Source organism: Maribacter sp. Hel_I_7 (genome assembly GCF_000688315.1).
GTDB classification, from domain to species: Bacteria; Bacteroidota; Bacteroidia; order Flavobacteriales; family Flavobacteriaceae; genus Maribacter; species Maribacter stanieri.
Genome location: NZ_JHZW01000003.1, coordinates 1,659,212 through 1,683,781, shown reverse-complemented (window position 1 = coordinate 1,683,781; position 24,570 = coordinate 1,659,212). Strand labels below are relative to the sequence as shown.

Genomic DNA, 24,570 nt, shown 5'->3' with positions numbered 1-24,570 from the left:
CCATAGTTATCAACAATTGCAGTACATTTGCGCAAAGCAGGCCACCTTATCGCTGCCAAGTAATTGGGAGAGGAAAGTCCGGACACCATAGTGCAGTATAGCGGGTAACGCCCGTCCGCTGAAAAGTGAGGACAAGTGCAACAGAAAGCAAGTACAGTTCGGCTGTAGTGAAACCAGGTAAACTCTATACGGTGAAACGTCATGTAAATCGGTGTTTAAGGGCTGCACGCTCAAGCCGAAGGGTAGGCGGTTAGAGCACTGGGGTAACCCATTGCCTAGATAAATGATAAGGAATTCTAATTTTTTAGTCTACAGAATCCGGCTTATGGCCTGCTTTTTTAAAAACTTAAGTATTGAGTTTGAAACCTTACTGATGCTTTGAAATCTAGTTGCTTGTTTTGTGTGCAGAAGTGTAATGGAAAGTTTTATTTCTCAAAAAAACTAAAAACACTACCACCATATTTTCTAGAGTTTTTGTAGTGTGGAAATTCGGCTAAGCTGGTACGGTTAGAATGTTCAATGATTAAAACCCCGTCTTCTAATAATAAATCATTCTCAAAAACTAGTTGAGGTAGTTTCTCAAAATTGGTCAAATCCATATCATAAAATGGATCAGCAAAAATAATGTCGAATTTTTCGGTATTTCGCTTTAAAAATGAAAAAACGTCACTTTTTAGAGTACGAATATTCATGTCTAAAAGCGTTACAGTCTTATCAATAAAATCTACGCATCCTGAGTGTGCATCTATTGCAAGAACATCGTCAACTCCTCTAGATGAGAATTCATAGCTTATGTTTCCTGTACCTGCAAATAAGTCAAGTATTTTTAAATCAGGAAAATAATAGTTATTGCTCAAAATATTGAACAAACTTTCTTTGGCCATATCTTTAGTAGGCCTTACAGGTAAATTTTTTGGTGCGGTTAAATTACGTCCTTTATGTTTTCCTGAAATGATGCGCATTATATCGTATTAATAAGTGTGAAATCTAAAGAGGATGCTGTTGGTTCTCCAAGCTTTATCAACTGTGGTGTTGATGGAGCAAAGATGCTGATATTTTGAATGTAATTATAACATAATTGATAAATGTCATCATCCTCTTCTATAGCACCAAATAACTTAACTGTAACTGTTTTAGGGTCTAATTCTAATTGTTCTATTACAAATAAAAGATAATATGCAAAGTCTTCTTTAGTATGGTATTTAAAACTATTGTAGAGTAGCAGCTTGCGCTGGTTTAAAACGGTAATATCTAGTTGGTTTTTATTTACATGGGCAAAACATGTGGTTTCTAAGCTTTGCGATTGATTATTCATTAATGACTGTAATAAAACGGTGCCATTATGCATGAAATTAAACTCGCCAAATAAATCGTATATGTAATTATTGATATTTACATAAGGTACATAGACATTTACTAAATCATGATTTTCTACCTCGTCAAAAGCTAAAACATCGGTGGCTAAAACTTTCGTATTAAATTTAAGGTATTCGTTTAAATTGTCTGATTGGAATAGGGATTTAGGTACAAGTCCAAAAAGGGTATTTCTGTGAACAACTACAACTTCATCAAATTGCATTTCTTCAATATCATGTTGTTGAAATAGATTTTCCAATTCATTCTTAATCTCCATAGGATTTTTCTCATCTGAAAAATCAACCCTATCAGAAATCAAGATTTTTTGTGAGACAGTATCTGCCACACAAAAAGAAAGTCCATTCAAGCTAACCTGAATGGACAATTTCTTAAAATTTTTATCCGCTATATTTAAGCTACTATTTTTTTTCTTTTTTGTCATAAATAGCAGGCCAGTTACCAGTTGTGCTAACATCGTCTAAAGAACCTACTTTAATAGATGGTCCATTAACTTCTTCTACACTTAATGCAGCTTTTTCACGAGATAAAAGATCTTTTGGTTGATCATAAAGAACTACCTCTTTATCAACTTTTACTTCAAAAACAGGAGCTTTATATCCACTTTTCTCAACAAATCCAGCTTTCATCTCAAATTTTTCGCCATTTGCAGCTGTAGGTACTTCCATTAAGCTTTTATATCTACCATCACTTTTAAAAAGTGAATCTTTTACAGAAACAAAACCCAACGTGTCGATAATTTTCATTTCTTTCAACATATCAATTCCATATGCTTTATCGAATTCCATGAAAGACGAATCTCTCTGTTGTGTAATTACATATTTACCAGTATCAATAAAACGAATAAGACTGTTAAAGTCATTTGCATATTTACCGTTTACTGTTTTGTAAGCTTCTTGAGAATTTTTAATATCTTTTAATTTGGCAATAACTTGAGAAAAACGTTCCTCTTTTACCTCTTTAAATTTGATTGGTCCAGTTATGGAGTTGTAAATAAAGTATCCTAAAGCGATACATCCAATCCAAAGTACAATTTGTATAATGGTCTTCATTTCGTATGTGTTATTTTTATTTAGTGGTCTTCACAAATCTACAATTTTTTTTTAATGGTAAAAGTTTTTAGCCTAAAAATCATCTTTATCTTTGAGGGCTCATGAAACCAACAACTCCCGCATCATTCTATAGTATACTAGAAAGTAAATTTCCACATACACCAACTGCCACACAATCAGTGGCTTTGCAAAAGTTAGCGGAATTTACATTGTCAACAGTTAAAGATGAAGTTTTTTTATTAAAAGGTTATGCCGGTACTGGTAAAACGACCTTAATAGGGACTTTAGTTAACAGTTTATGGAAGGTTCAGAAGAAAGCAGTACTTATGGCACCTACTGGTAGGGCGGCAAAAGTGATGTCTAATTATTCAAAAACGCAGGCTTTTACAATTCATAGAAAAATTTATTTTCCTAAAAAACAAAGTGGTGGTGGAGTGCAATTTGTTTTAGCGCCAAATAAGCACAGAGATACATTATTTATTGTTGATGAGGCCTCTATGATACCAGATACTGCTGCAGATTCAAAATTATTTGAAAACGGTTCTTTATTAGATGATTTAATGATGTTTGTGTATTCAGGTCATAAATGTAAATTACTTCTAATTGGGGATACTGCTCAATTACCACCAGTACATTTAGTGTTGAGTCCGGCGTTGGATGGGGATAAGCTGTCTTTAAACTACAATAAGGAAGTTGTTCGTTTAGAGTTGAATGAAGTTGTACGGCAAGCGGGCGATTCGGGGATATTGGCTAATGCAACTTTGTTAAGAGAACAATTACAAAGTAATTTCTTTGAAGATTTTAAATTTGATGTAGACCCTTTTACGGATATTATACGTTTAATAGATGGCAATGAAATTCAAGAGGCAATAGATAGTTCTTATTCAGAAAATGGTAAAGAAGAAACTGCATTTATAGTCCGATCTAATAAACGTGCAAATCTTTACAATCAGAATATAAGAGAGCGAATTTTATTTTTAGAGAATGATATTGCTGTAGGCGATTTTATGATGGTGGTTAAGAATAACTACTATTGGTTAAAACCAAGCACGGAAGCCGGTTTTATTGCAAACGGTGATATTATAGAGGTTTTAGAAATATATGATATTAAGGAAATTTACACTTTCAAATTTGCTGAGGTTAAGGTAAAAATGGTTGATTATCCAAATATGCCTCCGTTTGAAACAGTTTTGTTATTAGACACCATAGCAGCGGAATCTCCCTCTTTATCATATGAAGATGGTAATAGACTTTACCAAGAAGTAATGAAAGATTTTGCCCATGAGAGCTCTAAGTACAAGAAGTTTCTAGGTGTAAAGAACAATAAATATTTTAACGGGTTACAAGTTAAATTTTCTTACGCCATAACATGTCATAAGTCTCAGGGTGGACAATGGGATACCGTTTTTATAGAGCAACCTTACTTACCTAACGGTATAGATAAAGAATATTTAAGATGGCTATATACCGCAGTTACAAGAGCAAAAAATAAATTGTACCTTATTGGGTTTAAGGATGATTTTTTTCTTGATTAAGAAAAGATTATTTTAGTGATTATTGATATAATAAAATATACTTTTTAATAGTAGATTTAATATGACGACCGATACAGTTTTAAGTATATTTTTAGGAATAGGATTAGCGGCTTCTGTGGGTTTTAGGGTGTTTTTACCCTTATTTGCATTAAGTCTGGCCTCTTATTTTGGAGTTTGGGAATTAAATGATAATTGGGAATGGATTGGAAGTTTGGTAGCTGTTTTAACCTTAGGTGTTGCTACATTTTTAGAAATATTCGCTTATTTCATTCCTTGGTTCGATAATTTACTGGACAGTATTTCCGTGCCTTTAGCTGCAATAGCCGGTACTGCAGTTATGGTATCAACCGTTGCAGATTTAGATCCCGTAATAACTTGGTCTCTTGCAATAATTGCAGGTGGAGGAACTGCTACTGCGATAAAGGGTGCAGGAGCAACCGGTAGATTGGCGTCTACAGCAACAACCGGTGGTTTAGCAAACCCTGTATTAACGACTGTTGAAACAGGGGCAGCTGCAGTAGTATCTGTGGCTTCTATATTTGCACCGATACTTGCTGCCGTTTTGGTTATTATTATTTTGGTAATAATCTTTAGAATTTATAGAAGCTTAAGACCAAAAGCAAAAACTTAAATTAGATTTAGTTGAAGAAAATAGCAATGATTCCTGCCCGTTATGCGGCATCGAGATTTCCTGCAAAATTAATGCAAGATTTGGCTGGTAAACCGGTCATTTTAAGAACTTATCAAGCAGCAGTACATACAAAGTTGTTCGATGAAGTGTATGTAGTCACCGATAGTGATATTATTTACGAAACCATCATAAAAGAGGGTGGTTTGGCTATCATGAGCAAAAAAGAACATGATTGTGGAAGCGATAGAATAGCTGAAGCGGTTATGCATATGGACGTGGATATTATTGTAAATGTACAAGGAGACGAACCTTTTACAGATAGAGAAAGCTTAGAAGGTGTCTTAAAAGTTTTTGAAGATGATGTGCATAAGGAGATTGATTTAGCTTCCTTGATGGTGAAAATTACAGATGAAGAGGAAATCAACAATCCAAATACTGTAAAGGTAATTGTGGATAATAGAAATTTTGCATTATATTTTTCAAGATCTCCAATACCTTATCCAAGAGCTAAAGATTCAAATACCACTTATTTTAAACATAAAGGTATATATGCATTTAGAAAAAGTGCGTTGGTAGATTTTCAACGGTTACCAATGTTGCAATTAGAGGCAACAGAAAAAATTGAAGCTATACGTTATTTAGAGTATGGCAAGAAGATTAAAATGGTAGAAACTGATGTTCAGGGAATAGAGATAGATACACCTGAAGACTTAAAGAAAGCCCAAGAAGCATGGAAATAAATTTTGACGGAATTAATGTAATCGGTTTCGATGCAGATGATACCCTGTGGGTGAACGAGACTTACTTTAGAGATACAGAAGATAAGTTCGCCAATTTATTGGAGAAGTACGAAACCAAGAATAAAATAGACCAAGAACTGTTTAGGACCGAAATCAAGAATTTAGATTTATATGGTTATGGTATTAAAGGGTTTATGCTTTCAATGATTGAATGTGCACTTGAACTATCTAATAATCAAGTTTCATCTAAAACAATTGGTGCATTATTAGATCTTGGTAAAGAAATGATTACTCAGCCTGTAGAATTGTTGGATGGAGTTGAAAATGTTTTAAAAAGTTTAAATGATAAGTATCGTTTAATTGTTTTGACAAAAGGAGATTTATTGGATCAAGAAAGAAAGTTAGACCGTTCTGGGCTATCAGAATATTTTCATCATGTAGAAGTATTGAGTGATAAAAAGGAAAAGAATTATACCGATCTACTAGAACATTTACAGATAGAGCCAAGTGAGTTTTTAATGATAGGTAATTCTTTAAAATCAGACGTTTTACCGCTAGTTGAAATAGGAGCGAGGGCAATACACGTACCATTTCATACCACGTGGGAACATGAAGAAGTGAAAGGACCGGTAGAGAATAAGGGATACATGACGATATCTACACTGACGGATATTTTGGAATATGTTTAATGTAAATCGAGGTGAATAAAAAAATGGCATTAAAGAAAATACCAACAAAAGCTTCAGAGGAGTTTAGAAATTTTCCGATGGTACCCAGAATAGTCTATGGTAAAGGAAGTTTCGATACTTTAGGTGAAATATTGATGCCAAAAAGGAAGCATTCAGAAGCACCGATGATTTATCTAGTGGATGATGTTTTTGAAGGAACGGAACTTTTAGATAGAATACCAAGTATATTTTGTGATCAAATAATATTGATTTCAGCAGATGAAGAGCCGAAAACAGAACAGGTAGATGCTCTTGTGAAGATGCTAAGGGGTAAGTATACAGAATTACCTTCAGGTGTTATTGGTATTGGTGGTGGCACATTGTTAGATTTAGCAAAAGCTGTAGCGATAATGCTCACCAATAAAGGTGATGCATCAGAATATCAAGGGTGGGATTTGGTAAATAAAAAATCTATTTATCATGTAGGTATACCTACTATTAGTGGTACGGGTGCAGAGGTCTCAAGAACAACAGTTTTGTTGGGACCTGAAAAAAAATTAGGTATTAATTCTGATTATACCACTTTTGACCAAGTACTACTTGATCCAGAATTAACTAAAGGCGTGCCAAAAGAACAATGGTTCTATACAGGTATGGATTGCTATATACATTGTATTGAATCACTTAACGGTACCTTTTTAAATGCCTTCAGTAAAAGCTATGGTGAAAAATCATTGGAGCTTTGCAAAGAAGTGTTTTTAGAAGATATAGAAGCATCTGAAAGTAGAGAAAAACTCATGATGGCATCATGGCATGGCGGTATGAGTATAGCCTATTCTCAAGTAGGGGTAGCGCATGCAATGAGTTATGGGCTTGGCTATGTTTTAGGGGTTAAGCACGGCATAGGAAATTGTCTAGTTTTTCAATATTTAGAAGAGTTTTATCCGGAAGGAGTAGCAGTGTTTAATAAAATGCTAGCAAAGCATAAAATAGTTTTGCCGAAAGGAGTATGTTCTAATTTGACTTCTTCTGAAATGGACAAAATGATTTCTGTAGCATTAGGTATGGCTCCATTATGGGAAAATGCACTAGGAGAAAATTGGCAGTCCATTATTTCACCTGAAAAGCTAAAAGCTATTTACAGAAAAATTTAATACAGTATCCATCCATCTAGATACTTAGCTGGTAATCACTTCAATTTTATGATGCAAAAAATAGCAAAATTCATCTATTTCAGATTATTAGGGTGGAAACTTAATGGCGAATTTCCTTCGTATTTAGATAAGTTCGTATCAATAGTGGTACCGCACACCAGTTGGTGGGATTTTCTCTTAGGGCTATTAATACGTGCTGTATGGCAAGAGGAAATAAATTTTGTTGGTAAAAAGAGTTTGTTTAAACCTCCATTTGGATGGTTTTTTAGGTGGACAGGTGGTGCACCAATAGATCGAACAAAAAACAATGATACGGTTAAGGCTACGGCTCAGATTTTTAGTGAAAGAAAAAAGTTCCGATTAGCACTATCTCCAGAAGGAACAAGAAAGAAGGTAGAGAAATGGAAGACAGGTTTTTATTTTATTGCTAAAACCGCTAATGTCCCCATTGTATTAGTTGCTTTTGATTATGGTAAGAAAGAAATTAAAATTTCAGAACCAATAATTCCTACGGATGACCAGGAAGCTGATTTTAAAAAATATCATGCTTTTTTTGATGGGGTGGAAGGGAAGCATAGATAGATATTAAATTTATTATTTTAGAAAAATTAATTTTCCTTATAAATCTGATCCATACTGCCGATCGTCGATTTTTTGAGTGTTTTATCTGGTAATTAGATGTTAATTTTCCGTTAATATAATACTGTCGTAGTTTTAATAGTGTCAATTAATTTATTGTTTTTCCCCTAATTTTTAATATCCCATATATTATTTATTAACAATCGATTATTGTTGATAGATAGATGTCTAAATATACCAATATGAAAATAAAAAGGGGCTTAAATGGATGGTTAAAAATAGTTGCTGGTTTCACGATAATTTCAATCTCAATGAGTTTTGGTTCAATGTTTTTTGGACCTGGTTATAATGATGTACAACCAATAGGACCATTTGTAAATTATAATTTTCCAGATGTTAATCTTAATCATGAACCTTACGAAATTGCATATTCCAATATACGATTTGACTGGCCTATAACCTATACCGCAATACCTAATCATAATCGAGTTCTAATTGGGCAATTAGATGGAAAGATTTATTGGATGGACGATAGCCAGGGAACTTTGAATAAAAATTTACTGGTTGATTTTACAAATGAGATAGGCGATGCTGTTTTGCCAAATATTGAAGTTTGGGACGGTGGACTTCTAGGATTGGAGGTTCATCCAGAATTTGGCGAAGTTGGCAAAAACTTCATTTTCATATATTATACTACTGAATCAGAGACAGGAGATGATACTTTAAATAGTGGTGGTAATGGCACTTTTGGCTGTGACTTAGCAAATTTTCATGGAAACTATATCCATTTGGATCGTTTTGAAATAAACCCTTCAAATATGTCATTTGTTGCAAATTCCAGAAAGCGTATGATGCGAAGGCGTATGTTGAACACTACGCATAGAGGTGGAGCAATGGAATTTGGAGATGACGGTTTTCTTTATATAGCTACAGGTGAACAAGGTAGAGCTGTTAGTGCGCAAAATTTGAGTGATAATTTAGATGGTGGAGTATTGCGCATAGATGTAGATATGAATTCAAATAAAAGTCATCCGCCAATTAGGATTATGCCTGATAATGCTGGGGAAACTGATGAATTTTCAGGTAGGTTTTATTGGATACCGAACGACAATCCTTTCTTAAGTGCTTCAGGTAATAATTTTGAGGAATATTATACTGTTGGCAATCGAAGTCCTCATAGAATGAGTAAAGATTCTCAAACAGGAAAACTATATATTGGAGAAGTTGGTCAAAGTACACATGACGAAATAAATGTTGTCTCCAAAGGTAAAAATTATGGCTGGCCAGTTTGGGAAGGTGAAATACCTGGTCCCTTCAACCAGTGTAATATTCAGATGTTAAATAATATGGAGCATGAAGTTCCATTAACATCATTTAATAGAGATGACGCTAAATCAATAATAGGGGGACAAGTTTATCGTGGGTCAGAATTTATATCCTATAAGGGAAAATATATTACTGCTGATTGGCTTACACAAAAGATATTTTCTGTCGATATCACTGATGGAAGTCATGTTGTTTTAGGAACTCTTCCTAAGAGACCAATTTCATTTGGGGAAGGAAAGGACGGTAGTATATATTATTTGTTACAGGGAAACAATGTACAATTACTTCGTTTCGTAGCCCCGGTATTATCATCTGGTATTCCACAATTACTTTCAGAGACTGGAGTATTTACAAATTTGGGCAATTTAACTGTGACCAATGGTTTTGTACCATATGATATGATTGATGCATTTTGGTCTGACCGAGCTGTTAAGAAACGTTGGATGGCAATTCCTAATGATGGAACACACGATTCTGTTGAGGAACAAATTCAATATTCAGAAAATAATAATTGGATTTTTCCGGTAGGTTCTGTTTTAGTGAAACATTTTGATTATCCTATAAGTGATAGTAATCCAGAGTTAACTGCAAAAATAGAGACGCGGATTTCAATTAAAAATAGTGATAATAATTGGACATTTTTATCGTATAAATGGAATTCTTCTCAGACAGATGCAGTCCTTGTAGATATGACTACGGGTGAAGAACGATCAATTGGTGTTGTTAAAACTGATGGGGGAACACGTACGGAAATTTGGCGCTATCCTTCGACAAATGAATGTTTAAATTGCCATAATGAATCTTCTCAAGGTACTTTAGGTCCAAGAACAAGGTATTTAAATATTGAGTATGATTACTCCACCCATATTAATGGAGGAATGGTAGCCAATCAATTAGTTACTTTAAGTCACTTGGGAATTTTAGATGAACAAATTATTGATTCTGATACACAAGATTTTTTGACCCATACCTCCATCGATGATCTCAATGCCACCTTAGAAGATAAAGCTCGTTCATATTTAGATTTGAACTGTGCTTATTGCCATTTGCCATCAAATGGACTACGAGCAGAGTTTGACTTAAGGTTAATAAATTCTTTGGAAGAAACTGGTCTTTTAACTGCTGGTATAGGTGAAGTTGTTGAAGGTATTGGAAATGATCAAAAAATTTTATACCCAGGTAATGCTGCAAAGTCACATATTTTTTACAGGGTAAACAGTACGGATTCAGGAATTATGATGCCTCCAATTGCTAAAAATAAAATAGATGAAAAAGGGGTTGAACTTTTACAGGAATGGATTAATCAACTAAATGTCGAGCCAAATACTGGTAAATTCAATGATCCTGATGCGAATATCAACCTAGGTCTTTTGGACGATGCGGTTCTCAGTGGTACTGTCGGTGATGGTAGGGGCACGATGGAGGCTATATTGTACGACCCCTTGTCTGACGGTTATTTCACACCTACACGTTTCAACGAGTACGGGGAGGACCGGTACGTTAATCTAGGTCGTCCCGTTGCGGATGACGGTTTCAGATGGCAGGTTGATTGGCCTACGCCCAAGCGTATCAACTATATTACTTTCGGGGGAACGTACCCTAACCAGCCCCAGCCAAATTCGATGTGGAGGATATCGTATCTGCACAACGGAAGTTGGGCCGTACTTGAAGAGGGCAAGGGCGGATGGATCGACTCCGGTATCTATGAATGGGGAGGGTCGACGCAGTACCCTATCGAGGCCGATGCGCTCCGGGTTCAGGTTTACAGCGATGGAAACAATGATCTTGTAAGCATCCATCTCCGGGGAAGGGGCGGAGTGTCCCAATATGTGGACGATAGCGCTATGGCGACCAAGGCCACGTTGATTCAATATCTGCCGGGAGAGCCGGCTCCGGACACTACTGCACCCGTTATAACGTTATTTGGACCCAACCCACAAGTGATAGAATTGGGCGTTGGCTATACCGAATTGGGTGCGACGACCGATGATGGTTCTTCCGTAACGATAGATACGGGAGCGTTCGTCGATGCCATCGGGAGCTATGATATAGTTTATAGTTCTAGCGACGGCATTAACGCCTCCGAGGAAGTTGTCAGGCGAGTCGATGTAGTGGAGCCTGTAACCGAATCATTCAATAATCCTGATGCGAATATCAACCTAGGTCTTTTGGACGATGCGGTTCTCAGTGGTACTGTCGGTGATGGTAGGGGCACGATGGAGGCTATATTGTACGACCCCTTGTCTGACGGTTATTTCACACCTACACGTTTCAACGAGTACGGGGAGGACCGGTACGTTAATCTAGGTCGTCCCGTTGCGGATGACGGTTTCAGATGGCAGGTTGATTGGCCTACGCCCAAGCGTATCAACTATATTACTTTCGGGGGAACGTACCCTAACCAGCCCCAGCCAAATTCGATGTGGAGGATATCGTATCTGCACAACGGAAGTTGGGCCGTACTTGAAGAGGGCAAGGGCGGATGGATCGACTCCGGTATCTATGAATGGGGAGGGTCGACGCAGTACCCTATCGAGGCCGATGCGCTCCGGGTTCAGGTTTACAGCGATGGAAACAATGATCTTGTAAGCATCCATCTCCGGGGAAGGGGCGGAGTGTCCCAATATGTGGACGATAGCGCTATGGCGACCAAGGCCACGTTGATTCAATATCTGCCGGGAGACCCGGCTCCGGACACTACTGCACCCGTTATAACGTTATTTGGACCCAACCCACAAGTGATAGAATTGGGCGTTGGCTATACCGAATTGGGTGCGACGACCGATGATGGTTCTTCCGTAACGATAGATACGGGAGCGTTCGTCGATGCCATCGGGAGCTATGATATAGTTTATAGTTCTAGCGACGGCATTAACGCCTCCGAGGAAGTTGTCAGGCGAGTAGATGTAGTGGAGCCTGTAACCGAATCATTCAATGATCCTGATGCGAATATCAACCTAGGTCTTTTGGACGATGCGGTTCTCAGTGGTACTGTCGGTGATGGCAGGGGCACGATGGAGGCGATATTGTACGATCCCATTGCGGACAATTACTATACGCCAACACGGTTCAACGAGCACGGTGTGGCTTATCAAGAAAACCTAGGTCGTCCCGTTGCGGATGACGGTTTCAGGTGGCAGGTTGATTGGCCTACGCCCAAGCGTATCAACTATATTACTTTCGGGGGAACGTACCCTAACCAGCCCCAGCCAAATTCGATGTGGAGGATATCGTATCTGCACAACGGAAGTTGGGCCGTACTTGAAGAGGGCAAGGGTGGATGGATCGACTCCGGTATCTATGAATGGGGCGGACCTGACCAGTACCCTATCGAGGCCGATGCGCTCCGGGTTCAGGTTTACAGCGATGGAAACAATGATCTTGTAAGCATCCATCTCCGGGGAAGGGGCGGAGTGTCCCAATATGTGGACGATAGCGCTATGGCGACCAAGGCCACGTTGATTCAATATCTGTCGAATTCGTCATCGGCTGCAAAGGTTAAAGAAATGCCGGAGAACAAAATGATTGTCTATCCAAATCCTGCAATTAATGAAACGTCTGTGAGTTTTATATTACCGAATACAGTCGAAACAATACAAATTTTTGATGTTACTGGTAGGTTGGTTAGAACAATTGAAAACGGAACTGTGGATTACAAGTCTTCCGTATTTTTTAATGTTCAAGATTTACAAAATGGAATTTACTATATAAAATCTTCACATAAAAACGGAAATCAATTTTATAAGCGATTATTAATTCAGCATTAACTTTTTAAAAATTTTAAATAATTTTTAATTGATTAAGAATCAAAAACTTGCAAAACTCATACAGAATATTAAATTGTCATTATTAAATATGAGCTGTTTGTCGTGACAAATATAACTTTTATCGTAAAAATTTTTAAAACTACCCCTATATTGAACAATAATATATATTCTTGTTAAGTACATATTTTTTGTGTTTTCAGCCTTTTAAAGGCTAAAATATCCCCCCAAAAGGTATTTATTTCGTACCCCACTTACGACAATAAATTAACCTGTATAGTGCTTTGGTTATTATCTAACCAAACCTATTTTAAATGACTAAAAATTACTCGACTAGTAATCCTGAGCCATTCTTTTGCTCTTTGGATATTCTACTTTGTTTACTTAATTCAAAATCGTTAGTTGGTGTTCATTTAATAATGTGTTCATTAGCGAAACACACCTTTCTATATACTTCTCTCAATCAAAATAACCATTCTATTCCAGTTACACTATGAAGAAAATTCTACTTTTCACAACCGACTTGTTTTCAAATTTATTCTTGCCGTTTAACTTTAAAAAGAGCTTTCAATCTGAGTTTAGTAAATACTTAATAATTTCTACGGTTTTATTTCTAGGTTTTACAACTGGATTAATTGCACAGAATGTAAATATTGTATTTACTGAACCTACAGATACAAATATTGAGATTGGTGAGAATTTTTCGGTAACTGTTCAATTTCAATCGGGAGCACAAGAAATTACAGGAGCCCAATTAAAACTGAAATATAATCCTACTGTACTACATGCAAATACCGTTACCACTGCAGCTAGCTATCCTGTTTCTCTTGAAAATGTTATAGATAACTCAATAGGTACAATTAACTATAATGCAGTTTCATTTGCGTCACCCAAACCCTCGGGTGATAATGATTTTCTGACAGTAGAATTCACAGCATTGTCTAATGGAAATAGTGATTTATTGTTTTTTGATTCGCCAAATGGTACGCTAATCGTTACAGGTCCCGCGAGTAGTTCATTTACTAAAAATTTCATTGATAGTTCTATACAAGTAGGCACAATTAATCAATCTCCAACGGCTAATTTTACGGCAACTCCTGGTATTGGCGCACAAAGTTTAGAAGTTGCTTTTAATGCAGGGACTTCAACTGATCCTGATGGAAATGGTACAATTGTTTCTTATTCTTGGGATTTTGGTGATGGTTCTCCAGTTCAATTAGGTCAAACACCAACTTATATATATTCTAGCGCAGGAACTTATACCATAGAGTTAACCATTGAGGATGATGGAGGGTTAACCGATGTAATTACTAAAAATATAACTGTTACTGAAACCGTAGTTAATACAATTCCAAGTATTACAGCAATAGCCAACCAAAGTGTTAATGAGAATGGTGTTCTGAATTTGAATAATGTTATTGAAATATTAGATGCGGACAATGATAATTTATCCGTGACTATATCATCAATATCTAACGAGCCCCAAGAATTACAATCAAATAATAATTCACCTCAAACGGACCCATTTCCTTTTAACGCTTCTGGCTTTCTTACAGAAAATGTTTTAATTAACACACCAGGTTCTTACTCTTCAGATTTAATAGTATCACCAACATTTGGGGATGGGGGTTCTAATGGAGATGGAAGTGCAGTTTACACTATTACAATATCAGTTACTGATGAAGATTCAAATACAGTTATAGAAACTTTTGATGTCACTGTTAATGACATTCCCCAAGAATTGTCTGCTTCAAATTCGGTAAGAATTGAAGCTGAATCTTATGACAATCAAGGTAATTTAGGTGGTGGAGTTGGTGTAGGTGTTGAGGTAGGCGCAAAAACAGTGGTCGGTTTTACTGGTCCTGGAGATTTTGTAGAATATACTATCAATGTACCAACAACAGGTACTTATGAATTTAACTTTAATTCCTCTAATGGTTCTGCACAAACGGGTACATTAACAATTAACAACGAACCATCTGCAACTGTAATTGTACCACAGTCAACCAACTGGTCTGTTTTTGGTAATTATAATACTAGCATTTTATTAAATCAAGGTATTCAAACTATACGTTTTGATTGGTCTGGAGGTAATCAATATTATTCTAATACAGATTATTTTGATGTTACTTTTATTGGCTCAATAAACACTGCACCAACAGTATCGATTCTCACTCCTGTAGATGGTTTAGTAGTTTCTAGGGGTACTTCATTTAATATTTCTGGAGATGCAAATGATTTAGAGGATGGCAATATTTCTTCAAACATTAGTTGGTCATCAGATTCAGATACAGGTTTTATTGCTACACCTAATACTGGTTCAGCAGTTACTGGAGTTTTCTTAGAACCGGGTATTCAGACTTTAAAAGCATTTGTTTCTGATTCTAATAGTTCACCATTAACTGTAACTGATGAGATAAATGTGGAAGTTTCCTGTCCTCAAGTAGCTTTTCAAAGTCCGTCAGAAGGTTCGGTAATTACTGGCACTTCGGTAACTATAGATGTTAGTACAGTTGATTTATTATTTGGTACCGTAGCAAATCCTAATGAACATTTTCATTTTTTTATAAACCCACCAGATGTTAACAATATTGATGTTAGTAAAAGAATTTCTACTGCACTAAACGGAAATCAAACCGTATTTACTTTTGATGATTCCAGTGGAGCATTAGCCTATGATGGAAATGGAAATGGTATTATTGAAGGTGCAAATACAGTTGTAGTGGTAGCAGCTCGAGCCAATCATGTAGAGTTTGATTGCGTTGGAGCTAAAGCAATTCTTAATTTTATTGTTACTCCTGCCATAACAGATACAGAAGCACCTGTCATTACTTTGAATGGTAGTTCTGTAATTGATTTAAATGTTAATGATGTTTATGTAGATGCCGGTGCAACGGCAACAGATAATGTAGATTCTAATGTTACGGTTAATACTTTAGGTAGCGTAGATACAAGTATTGCAGGACAATATGAAATTACTTATTCAGCAACTGATATCGCTGGTAATACGGGAACAGCAATTAGAACTGTTAATGTAAATACGACTACTCCATTCCAGATTTGTATTGCTTCAGGCTCAGCTGGTTTAACTGCTTTTGGTAGAACATTTATTGGTGATCCTAATAATGTTGCTCCAACAGGCCAAGGTTTTAGTAGAGCCAATGGCAAAAAATATTCCGGATACACTGGTGCAATTGCGGGAACAAATACTCCAGATGAATTGCTGTTGTTTCAAAAAGAAATTTATGGAGGCAAAGATGCTGCCAATCCTTCGCTTGAATATAATGTGCCTGTAACTAATGGTTTTTATCAAGTAGATTTATATATAGCAGAAATTTATCATCCGGCATCAGGAGGTCGTGTATTTGATGTTTCGCTTGAAGGAAATATAATACTTGATGAATATGATCCAGTAAATCCAATTAAAGATGGAATTAGTTCCAATCAAACTGCAATTACAAGAACCTATTTTGTAAATGTAGTAGATGGTTCTATTGAAATTGGAGTTGGGCCAGCCTCAACGGATAATGGAAAAATTTCAGGTTTCTGTATAACAGAAGTTGCTTCGGCAAACCTTTTACCTTCTTCAGCAATCGGAAACCTAACTGCAGAAGCGGGTACTCCAGTAAGTTTGGGATTAAATATTAATGATCCAGAGAACGATAATTTAACCATTACTATTAATCCTGCGTTACCAATAGGTTTATCTCTTGACGTAGCCAGTAAAGCAATTTCTGGAACAGCATCCATAGATGCAATTGGATCATATGTTTTTAATGCAATAATTAGTGATGGAAACAGCTCGCCTGTAACAGAGCAATTTCAATTGGAAATTACCGCACCAGCAAATGATACTTCCCCGATAATAGCTACTATTAATGATATAATTGTGAATGAAGGAGATCCAATTTCCTTATCGGTTACTGTTACAGATGATATCAATCCTAATGCAAATCTTGAAATTTTTGATATCAGTTTAGGAGGTACAAACACTCCTTTTAATCCTACCACATCGGTCAACGGTTATACATTTACAGGAACAAATGGGAACTACATATTAGACTGGACACCCAATCAGGGACGCTCTTATTTAGCTAGGGTAACCGCCAATGACGGAGTAAACCCATCTGTTATAGAAGAATTTACAATTAATGTAGCACAACAAGTTGCAGGTACCATAATAGCCAACACATTTAATAATCCCATACCGTGGTATGGTAGTAGTAACCCACAAGGAGGTTTAACGGTTGCCATTGAGACGGCGGGCAATGTTGGTTATATTGGCGCCGGTGAGTTTTTGGAATATCTAATAAATGTGGAAACGGTAGGGGCTTACGATATTACTTTTACTGCCGCTAACGGAAGTGGAGCTGATGGTACTTCTACGGATATAACCATTTTAGAAGAAGGTAATGGAACAGCTTTAGGAACAGTAACTGTCCCAAAGAAGGAATGGAATATTTATGATCCCTTTAGCACAGCGGTAAACTTTACAAATACAGGTTTAAAAACCTTACGTCTAGAATTTAATGGCGGAGTTAATATTCAACAATTTGTTTTTGCACAATTAACGGCAACCCAACCGCCAATATTCACAAAAGAAATAACAGATCAATCAAATTTAGTAGGTGATAGCCCTCAAGGACTATTTATTGCAGCAAATGATCCAGATGGTGGAGATGTTACCTTTTCAGTTACTGGTTCACTTCCTACAGGATTAACTATAGATTTAACTACAGGAGAAATTAGTGGTACTATCTTACCAGGAGCAATAGATAATAGTCCATACTCGGTAATCATTACAGCAACAGATGATGAATCAGAAACGGCAATATCAAGTTTTACTTGGACGATAGAGCCATTAATAGTCTTCCCAATTTGTGTCAATGTAGGTAATCAACCATCAGTTAATGCTTTCGGAAAAACTTTTGCTTCCGATCAGTATTTAACTTCAGTTGCAACAGCTTATAATAAAGTTGTCTCCAATTACAGTGGTGTAGTTCAAGGAAGTGGTGAGGAAGCTTTGTTTCAATCGGAGAATTATAATGATCCCTTAAATTATGCAGTACCTACTGGAGATGGTCAATTTACAGTTGAACTTTATTTCGCAGAATTATACATAGGAGTTGCTGGTGGAGGAACCAATTTAGGTGCTGGTGAACGTTTATTTGATATTAATGTTGAAGGTTCCATAGAAACTAGCGTTGATTTATTTTCCGAGTTTGGCCCCTTAACCGCTGCAACAAAAACATTTTCAGTTACCGTTACTGACGGAGTATTAAATATTGATTTGGATGCAATAGCCGACAATGCTAAGTTGAGTGGTTTCTGTATAGTTGAGACCTCAAATTTTGTTACGAATGCAGCCCCTTCACTGTCAATAGAAGTGGTGGAAGATGTATTGGATTGTGAAAATAATGGAGAAGATTTTATCTTAACCGCATCAGCGAATGATGCAGAACAAGGCAATTTGGATAGTATCATAGTTTGGAAAGACAATGTTGGTACTATTGTTGGAACAGGTGGCACACTTGCTTTGACAAGTGTTATTGGATCTGCTACCTACACAGCTGAAGTACAAGATGCCACACCCGCAATTGTTACCCAAAGTATTACGGTAAATGTTATTGCAAATACAGCTCCTACTTTAGAGGATATACTTGCTGCTCCGGTCACAATTGAACCTGGAGAAACGATAAGTTTAAGTAGTGTAGCTGCAGATTTAGAAGATGATGATACCACTTTGACAATCAGTTGGAATTCTGACATAGAAACAAATAATGGAGGAAATTTAGGTACGGGAAGTAGTATTACTCCTATATTAAATGTCGTAGGAAATCATTTTATTACTGCTTCTGTAACTGATGCATGTGGAATAACAACAACAAAAACAACTACAGTAGTAGTAAATACGGAGGATGTTACAGCACCTATAATAACCTTAAAGGGTGCCAATCCTCAAATAATAGAACTAGGTGACGGTTATTCAGAACTTGGTGCTACTACAAATGACGGTTCCATAGTAACTATCGACGCAAGTGAATTTGTTGATGCTGTGGGCAGTTATAATATTTTTTACGATGCCAACGATGGGCTCAATGATGCAGTGCAAATAGTACGTGAAGTTAATGTTGTGGACACTTCAATACCTATAATAACCTTGAACGGTGACAATCCGCAAATAATAGAACTTGGAACTGGTTATTCGGAACTTGGTGCTACTACAAATGACGGTTCAATAGTTACTATTGACGCCAGTGCATTTGTAGATGCTGTGGGCAGTTATAATATTTTGTACGATGCTAACGATGGGGTAAATGATGCAGTGCAAATAGTACGTGTGGTTAATGTAGTAGATAATGTGGCTCCTATAATTACACTGAATGGTGCTAATCCTCAATATATTTCACTTGGTAGTGGTTATACTGAACTGGGAGCAATAACAGATGATGGTTCTTTGGTTGCAATAGATGCGAGTGCATTTGTAGATGCTGTGGGTACTTATAATATTCTTTATACAGCTAACGATGGGGTAAATGACGCCGCACAAATAGTACGTGTTGTCAATGTTTATGAAGATGGTGTTTTTTTAACCATAAATCCAGTTAATACTAACGTTAGTATTGGAGATTCTTTTGACGTTAAAGTTTTATTATCAACGGGTATACAGCGAGTTAATGGGGCGGAAATTCATTTAAATTTTGATCCCGCTATTTTACAGGTTTCAAGTTTGACTCCAACAACAATACCTTTCAATATTCCAGTTCTCACACAAAACTTTGATAATACACAAGGCACAATAGATTATGGGGCAGGCACTTTTACAACACCATTCCCATCCGGTAATTTTGAAATGATAACAGTTTCTTTCACCGCAGTGGGATCAGGAAATAGTCCTATTAACTTTATCAATCCAGAGAATACGGCAGGGACAGTGGTTACCGCTAATGGAAATGTATTGGACGGAACTAACAATGGTACAGTGGTCGTAGATGTTACTCCCGGAATAGAAATAACACCAAACAGTATTTCATCTACTTTATTTGTAGGTGAAACAACCATTGTTTCCTTTGATTTGGATTCTAATAATGAAACAAATTTACCTACATCAGCTAATATAGTTATCACTGATAATGCAACGTCAAGTACTTCAACATGGGCAACAACTCCTGCAATTGGGATACAAGGTATTAATGAATTGGTTTTTAATACAATAGGGTTAGTTCCTGGTCTATATACGGCAACGCTTACTGCCTCTGGTATAAACGGATATGATGATGTTTCTATTCAAGTGTCACTACAAGTAGCAGAATTACCTAATTTGGTATTTAATTCAAACAATTTTGAGTTTACACTAGATAGTGAAGAACAATTGTCTGAATCCTTTGAATTAGTTACTTCGAATGATAGTCCTTTGCCACAAGATTTGATACTTACAGCAATTGATGCTGCTACTTCTCAACCGCCCACGTGGTTAATTCTAAATGGCGCAAATAACGGATTTAGTATAAATACTACCGGATTATCTCCTGGAGATTATTCAGCTTCCATTACAGCTTCAGGTAGTAATGTATTAGAATCAACTACTACGATAAGTCTCACGGTATTAGATTCTATGCCATGTGCAAGAGTAGCGTTTGAAACTGGTGGAAACATTAATAATTCTAGTACCTATGGTGGTGGTTTGTTTATTACCAATAATTCATCAGGTAATGTAAAAATCACATCCGTTAGTATCGATTTAAGTACAGCCGTTCTACCAAATGTTGTTTTTGATCCAATTGGTACTGCTGGTGATGCAACTGCTCAATGCGTTACAATTGTTTCGCAAACCGGAGGAGATTCAAACGTAGGTCTTACTATCCCGGGAAATAATGGAACAAGTTCAGATGTAGACTGTGTAGCTCCATTTTCTGACCCAAATGGACCAGGAGGATATAATGTTATGACTTTAGATTTTAATGATTTTGAAGCTGGAGAAACAGTGGATATAGCGGTAGATGTTGATCCTAGAAGCATAGAAGGATTTGATTCCGCTGGAAATGCAGGAGCCATTAGCGGTACAGAACTTATTGGGTCTACTGTTACTGTAAATTATTCAGATGGTAGTTCAGCTACAAGGCAATTGTATCAAGTTGGTAATAGTGTAGTAAATTCTGAAAATTTCTTTAATCCAGCATTTGTACAATGCGATGCACCTTCAATAAGTTTAGAAGGAATTGGTGATAATGGAATAGTGAATGAAACAGAACAAACAGCTTCCCTTATCGGACCAGCCAATGCTAGTATTGAAGTCTTGGTATATGGCACTACGTTAGAAGATATAACAACAAATATGCCAACGGATTTATTTGAAATGAACAAGATACAGTCGCTGCAAGAGTATGTAGGAGTATTGGATGCTTCAGGACAGTTAAACATACCATTGAATTTGACAGAACTTTCTAGTAAACAAGTATATTATATTGTTGCAACTGTAATTTCGAATGAAGACGATTGTGGACAAGGCGCTTGTAATATTTCCAATGTTTTAAAGGTGAAAATAGATACTGAAGTTCCAGTGATAGCTCTAACTGGTGATAACCCACAGGTTATCGAACTTGGGTCTGGTTATCTAGAATTCGGCGCCATATCAAATGATGGTTCACCTGTAATAGTAGATGATTCTGCATATATGGATGCGGTCGGTAGTTATGAAATTTTATATGATGCTACTGATGGCGTCAATGATGCTATTCAAGTAGTACGTATTGTAAATGTAGTAGACACAACTAAACCAGTGATAACTCTCAATGGTGACAATCCGCAATTTATCGAGTTTGGAGATGAATATACAGAACTAGGCGCTACCGCTACTGATAATTCAGACGATAATGTTAGTTCAGCAATAGTTATCGGTGGTGATATTGTAGAAACGGATATCGAAGGGGTCTATGTTGTGACCTATAATGTTAATGATGCGTCTGGCAATGCTGCCGATGAAGTAGTTAGAATAGTCAATGTAATTGAAGGGTCTGGCACTGCGAATAATCTTGCTGATGCTGATGTTAACCTAGCACTTTTACCCGATGCTCTATTGAGCGGTACAGTTAGCAATGGCCGTGGCACACCGCAAGCAATTCTTTATGATCCTATTAAAGACGATTATGTCATAAGCACAAGATACAATGAGTATGGAGTGCTCTATAATGTTAACCTTGGTCGCCCTAGTGCTGATGACGGTTTCAAATGGCAGGTAGATTGGAGTTCGACCAAGCGCATCAACTATATAACATTTGGAGGAACATATCCAAATCAGCCTCAACCAAATACACTTTGGCGAATAAGTTACCGTCATAATGGTAGTTGGATCGTTATCGAAGAAGGTCGTGGAGGCTGGATCGATAGTGGTATTTATGAGTGGGGCGGCGCATCACAGTTCCCCATTGAGGCCGATGCCCTAAGGGTACAATTGTACAGCGACGGCAATAGTGATTTAATAAGTATTCATATTCGAGGAAGAGGAGGGGTATCGCGATACAATGATGATAGCTCAACCGGGACCAAGGCAACATTGATACAGTATCTACCTAGCAGTGGTGCCGATACAATTGAGCCAATAATTGTATTAAACGGTGGTTCGACCATTAATCTGAATTTAGGCGATGAATATACAGAGCTTGGCGCTTCCGCTACGGACAACGTAGATGGAAATCTTAGTTCAGCGATAGTTATCGGTGGGGATATAGTGGATACTGATATTGAAGGGGTCTATAATGTAACCTATGACGTTGTCGATGCGGCTGGTAACCCCGCAGATCAAGTAATACGAGAGGTGATCGTTAAGGATATTGAACAACCTGTCATCTTATTGAACGGTGGTTCGATTATTAATCTGAATGTAGGGGATGAATATACAGAACTAGGCGCTACCGCTACTGATAATTCAGACGATAATGTTAGTTCAGCAATAGTTATCGGTGGTGATATTGTAGAAACGGATATCGAAGGGGTCTATGTTGTGACCTATAATGTTAATGATGCGTCTGGCAATGCTGCCGATGAAGTAGTTAGAATAGTCAATGTAATTGAAGGGTCTGGCACTGCGAATAATCTTGCTGATGCTGATGTTAACCTAGCACTTTTACCCGATGCTCTATTGAGCGGTACAGTTAGCAATGGCCGTGGCACACCGCAAGCAATTCTTTATGATCCTATTAAAGACGATTATGTCATAAGCACAAGATACAATGAGTATGGAGTGCTCTATAATGTTAACCTTGGTCGCCCTAGTGCTGATGACGGTTTCAAATGGCAGGTAGATTGGAGTTCGACCAAGCGCATCAACTATATAACATTTGGAGGAACATATCCAAATCAGCCTCAACCAAATACACTTTGGCGAATAAGTTACCGTCATAATGGTAGTTGGATCGTTATCGAAGAAGGTCGTGGAGGCTGGATCGATAGTGGTATTTATGAGTGGGGCGGCGCATCACAGTTCCCCATTGAGGCCGATGCCCTAAGGGTACAATTGTACAGCGACGGCAATAGTGATTTAATAAGTATTCATATTCGAGGAAGAGGAGGGGTATCGCGATACAATGATGATAGCTCAACCGGGACCAAGGCAACATTGATACAGTATCTACCTAGCAGTGGTGCCGATACAATTGAGCCAATAATTGTATTAAACGGTGGTTCGACCATTAATCTGAATTTAGGCGATGAATATACAGAGCTTGGCGCTTCCGCTACGGACAACGTAGATGGAAATCTTAGTTCAGCGATAGTTATCGGTGGGGATATAGTGGATACTGATATTGAAGGGGTCTATAATGTAACCTATGACGTTGTCGATGCGGCTGGTAACCCCGCAGATCAAGTGGTCAGAGTTGTCAATGTTATTGAAGGGTCGGGCTCTGCAAATAACCCTGCTAATGCTGATATTAATCTTGCACTTTTGCCCGATGCGGTACTTGGCGGTACTGTTAATGGAGGTAGAGGCACTTTGGAAGCGATACTTTATGATCCTGTAGCGGAGAATTATTTTACGCCTACCCGTTTCAATGAATATGGAGTTGGTCGATATGACAATCTGGGACGACCTGGTGCAGAGGATGGTTTTAATTGGCAGGTAAATTGGTCTACGCCCAAACTTATCAACTATATCACTTTTGGAGGTACCTATCCTAACCAACCACAGCCTAACTCGATGTGGCGGATTTCCTACTTGCATAACAATGAATGGACCATTCTTGAAGAAGGAAAAGGAGGTTGGATCGATTCAGGGATTTATGAATGGGGCGGATCGATGCAATTTCCTATCCAGGCAGATGCACTTCGTGTGCAAGTGTACAGTGATGGTGCCAACGATCTTGTAAGTATCCACCTCCGTGGAAGGGGTGGAGTGTCCCAATATGTGGACGATAGTGCTACGTCAACTAAAGCAACGTTGATACAGTATTTGCCTAGTTCATCATTTACTTCAAAGGCTAAAGAAATGCCGGAAAACAAAATGATAGTCTACCCTAACCCTGCAGTTGCTGAAACTTCCATAAGTTTTGATATTCCTACTACTGTAGAAACAATTCAAATATTTGATGTTACAGGTAGATTGATTAGAACCATTAAAGGAGGTGCTATTGATGAGAGAGGTGAGCCAGTAAATGTGCAAGAGCTACCGGTCGGAGTTTATTTTATTAAAACACAGGATACTGAAGGTCACCAATTTCAAGAAGAAATGGTTATTAAACGACAATAACGAG

At 37.3% G+C, this 24,570-nt stretch carries 11 protein-coding genes and 1 other RNA gene; 9 read left to right on the top strand and 3 right to left on the bottom strand.

The annotated features are described in order from the left end of the window. Positions 1–33: 33 nt before the first annotated feature. An RNA gene (gene rnpB / locus P178_RS22835) (RNase P RNA component class A) lies at positions 34–341 on the top strand. 84 nt (positions 342–425) lie between these two features. Here the strand turns inward: rnpB and P178_RS0118990 are convergent. The 3 genes from P178_RS0118990 to P178_RS0118980 are packed head-to-tail and all read right to left on the bottom strand — an operon-like array spanning position 426 to position 2,426. Beyond that, a complete protein-coding gene (locus P178_RS0118990; RefSeq protein ID WP_027067717.1) occupies positions 426–962 on the bottom strand; it encodes an RsmD family RNA methyltransferase in 537 nt (178 codons plus the stop codon). Continuing rightward, entirely contained in the window at positions 962–1,798 is an 837-nt protein-coding gene (locus P178_RS0118985; RefSeq protein ID WP_036147178.1) for a DUF3822 family protein, read from the bottom strand. Before P178_RS0118985 ends, P178_RS0118990 begins: the two co-directional genes overlap by 1 nt. Then, a complete protein-coding gene (locus P178_RS0118980; RefSeq protein WP_027067715.1) occupies positions 1,776–2,426 on the bottom strand; it encodes a hypothetical protein in 651 nt (216 codons plus the stop codon). Before P178_RS0118980 ends, P178_RS0118985 begins: the two co-directional genes overlap by 23 nt. Positions 2,427–2,527: 101 nt before the next feature. Here P178_RS0118980 and P178_RS0118975 point away from each other — a divergent pair, with 101 nt between their 5' ends. The 8 genes from P178_RS0118975 to P178_RS0118940 all read left to right on the top strand — a co-directional run bounded on the left by P178_RS0118975 (position 2,528) and on the right by P178_RS0118940 (position 24,566). After that, positions 2,528–3,961, top strand: coding sequence for an ATP-dependent RecD-like DNA helicase (locus P178_RS0118975; RefSeq protein ID WP_027067714.1), 1,434 nt, complete (start codon positions 2,528–2,530; stop codon positions 3,959–3,961). 61 nt (positions 3,962–4,022) lie between these two features. After that, positions 4,023–4,592, top strand: a complete 570-nt coding sequence (locus P178_RS0118970) for a DUF4126 domain-containing protein (RefSeq protein ID WP_027067713.1) — start codon at positions 4,023–4,025, stop codon at positions 4,590–4,592. Positions 4,593–4,618: 26 nt separating this feature from the next. Continuing rightward, positions 4,619–5,332 carry a 3-deoxy-manno-octulosonate cytidylyltransferase gene (gene kdsB / locus P178_RS0118965; RefSeq protein ID WP_027067712.1) on the top strand — a complete coding sequence of 238 codons (714 nt, stop codon included), beginning with the start codon at positions 4,619–4,621 and terminating at the stop codon, positions 5,330–5,332. After that, positions 5,323–6,021 carry an HAD family hydrolase gene (locus P178_RS0118960; RefSeq protein WP_027067711.1) on the top strand — a complete coding sequence of 233 codons (699 nt, stop codon included), beginning with the start codon at positions 5,323–5,325 and terminating at the stop codon, positions 6,019–6,021. The genes kdsB and P178_RS0118960 overlap by 10 nt, the downstream gene beginning before the upstream one ends. A 23-nt stretch (positions 6,022–6,044) precedes the next feature. Then, positions 6,045–7,154: an iron-containing alcohol dehydrogenase family protein gene (locus tag P178_RS0118955; protein ID WP_051638366.1), complete on the top strand. Its 1,110-nt coding sequence runs from the start codon at positions 6,045–6,047 to the stop codon at positions 7,152–7,154. A 51-nt stretch (positions 7,155–7,205) separates the two neighbouring features. Beyond that, positions 7,206–7,736: a 1-acyl-sn-glycerol-3-phosphate acyltransferase gene (locus P178_RS0118950; protein ID WP_027067709.1), complete on the top strand. Its 531-nt coding sequence runs from the start codon at positions 7,206–7,208 to the stop codon at positions 7,734–7,736. Positions 7,737–7,975: 239 nt separating this feature from the next. Further along, positions 7,976–12,826: a PQQ-dependent sugar dehydrogenase gene (locus P178_RS0118945; RefSeq protein ID WP_197026823.1), complete on the top strand. Its 4,851-nt coding sequence runs from the start codon at positions 7,976–7,978 to the stop codon at positions 12,824–12,826. 490 nt (positions 12,827–13,316) lie between these two features. Next, positions 13,317–24,566: an immunoglobulin-like domain-containing protein gene (locus P178_RS0118940; RefSeq protein WP_027067707.1), complete on the top strand. Its 11,250-nt coding sequence runs from the start codon at positions 13,317–13,319 to the stop codon at positions 24,564–24,566. Positions 24,567–24,570 lie beyond the last annotated feature (4 nt).

What these genes read in the sequence shown, in the direction of transcription:
- P178_RS0118950 (WP_027067709.1), top strand. Translation starts at nt 7,206, where the DNA reads ATGCAAAAAATAGCAAAATTCATCTATTTCAGATTATTAGGGTGGAAA.
- P178_RS0118945 (WP_197026823.1), top strand. Translation starts at nt 7,976, where the DNA reads ATGAAAATAAAAAGGGGCTTAAATGGATGGTTAAAAATAGTTGCTGGT.
- P178_RS0118970 (WP_027067713.1), top strand. Translation starts at nt 4,023, where the DNA reads ATGACGACCGATACAGTTTTAAGTATATTTTTAGGAATAGGATTAGCG.
- P178_RS0118940 (WP_027067707.1), top strand. Translation starts at nt 13,317, where the DNA reads ATGAAGAAAATTCTACTTTTCACAACCGACTTGTTTTCAAATTTATTC.
- kdsB (WP_027067712.1), top strand. Translation starts at nt 4,619, where the DNA reads ATGATTCCTGCCCGTTATGCGGCATCGAGATTTCCTGCAAAATTAATG.
- P178_RS0118960 (WP_027067711.1), top strand. Translation starts at nt 5,323, where the DNA reads ATGGAAATAAATTTTGACGGAATTAATGTAATCGGTTTCGATGCAGAT.
- P178_RS0118980 (WP_027067715.1), bottom strand. Translation starts at nt 2,426, where the DNA reads ATGAAGACCATTATACAAATTGTACTTTGGATTGGATGTATCGCTTTA.
- P178_RS0118990 (WP_027067717.1), bottom strand. Translation starts at nt 962, where the DNA reads ATGCGCATCATTTCAGGAAAACATAAAGGACGTAATTTAACCGCACCA.
- P178_RS0118985 (WP_036147178.1), bottom strand. Translation starts at nt 1,798, where the DNA reads ATGACAAAAAAGAAAAAAAATAGTAGCTTAAATATAGCGGATAAAAAT.
- P178_RS0118975 (WP_027067714.1), top strand. Translation starts at nt 2,528, where the DNA reads ATGAAACCAACAACTCCCGCATCATTCTATAGTATACTAGAAAGTAAA.
- P178_RS0118955 (WP_051638366.1), top strand. Translation starts at nt 6,045, where the DNA reads ATGGCATTAAAGAAAATACCAACAAAAGCTTCAGAGGAGTTTAGAAAT.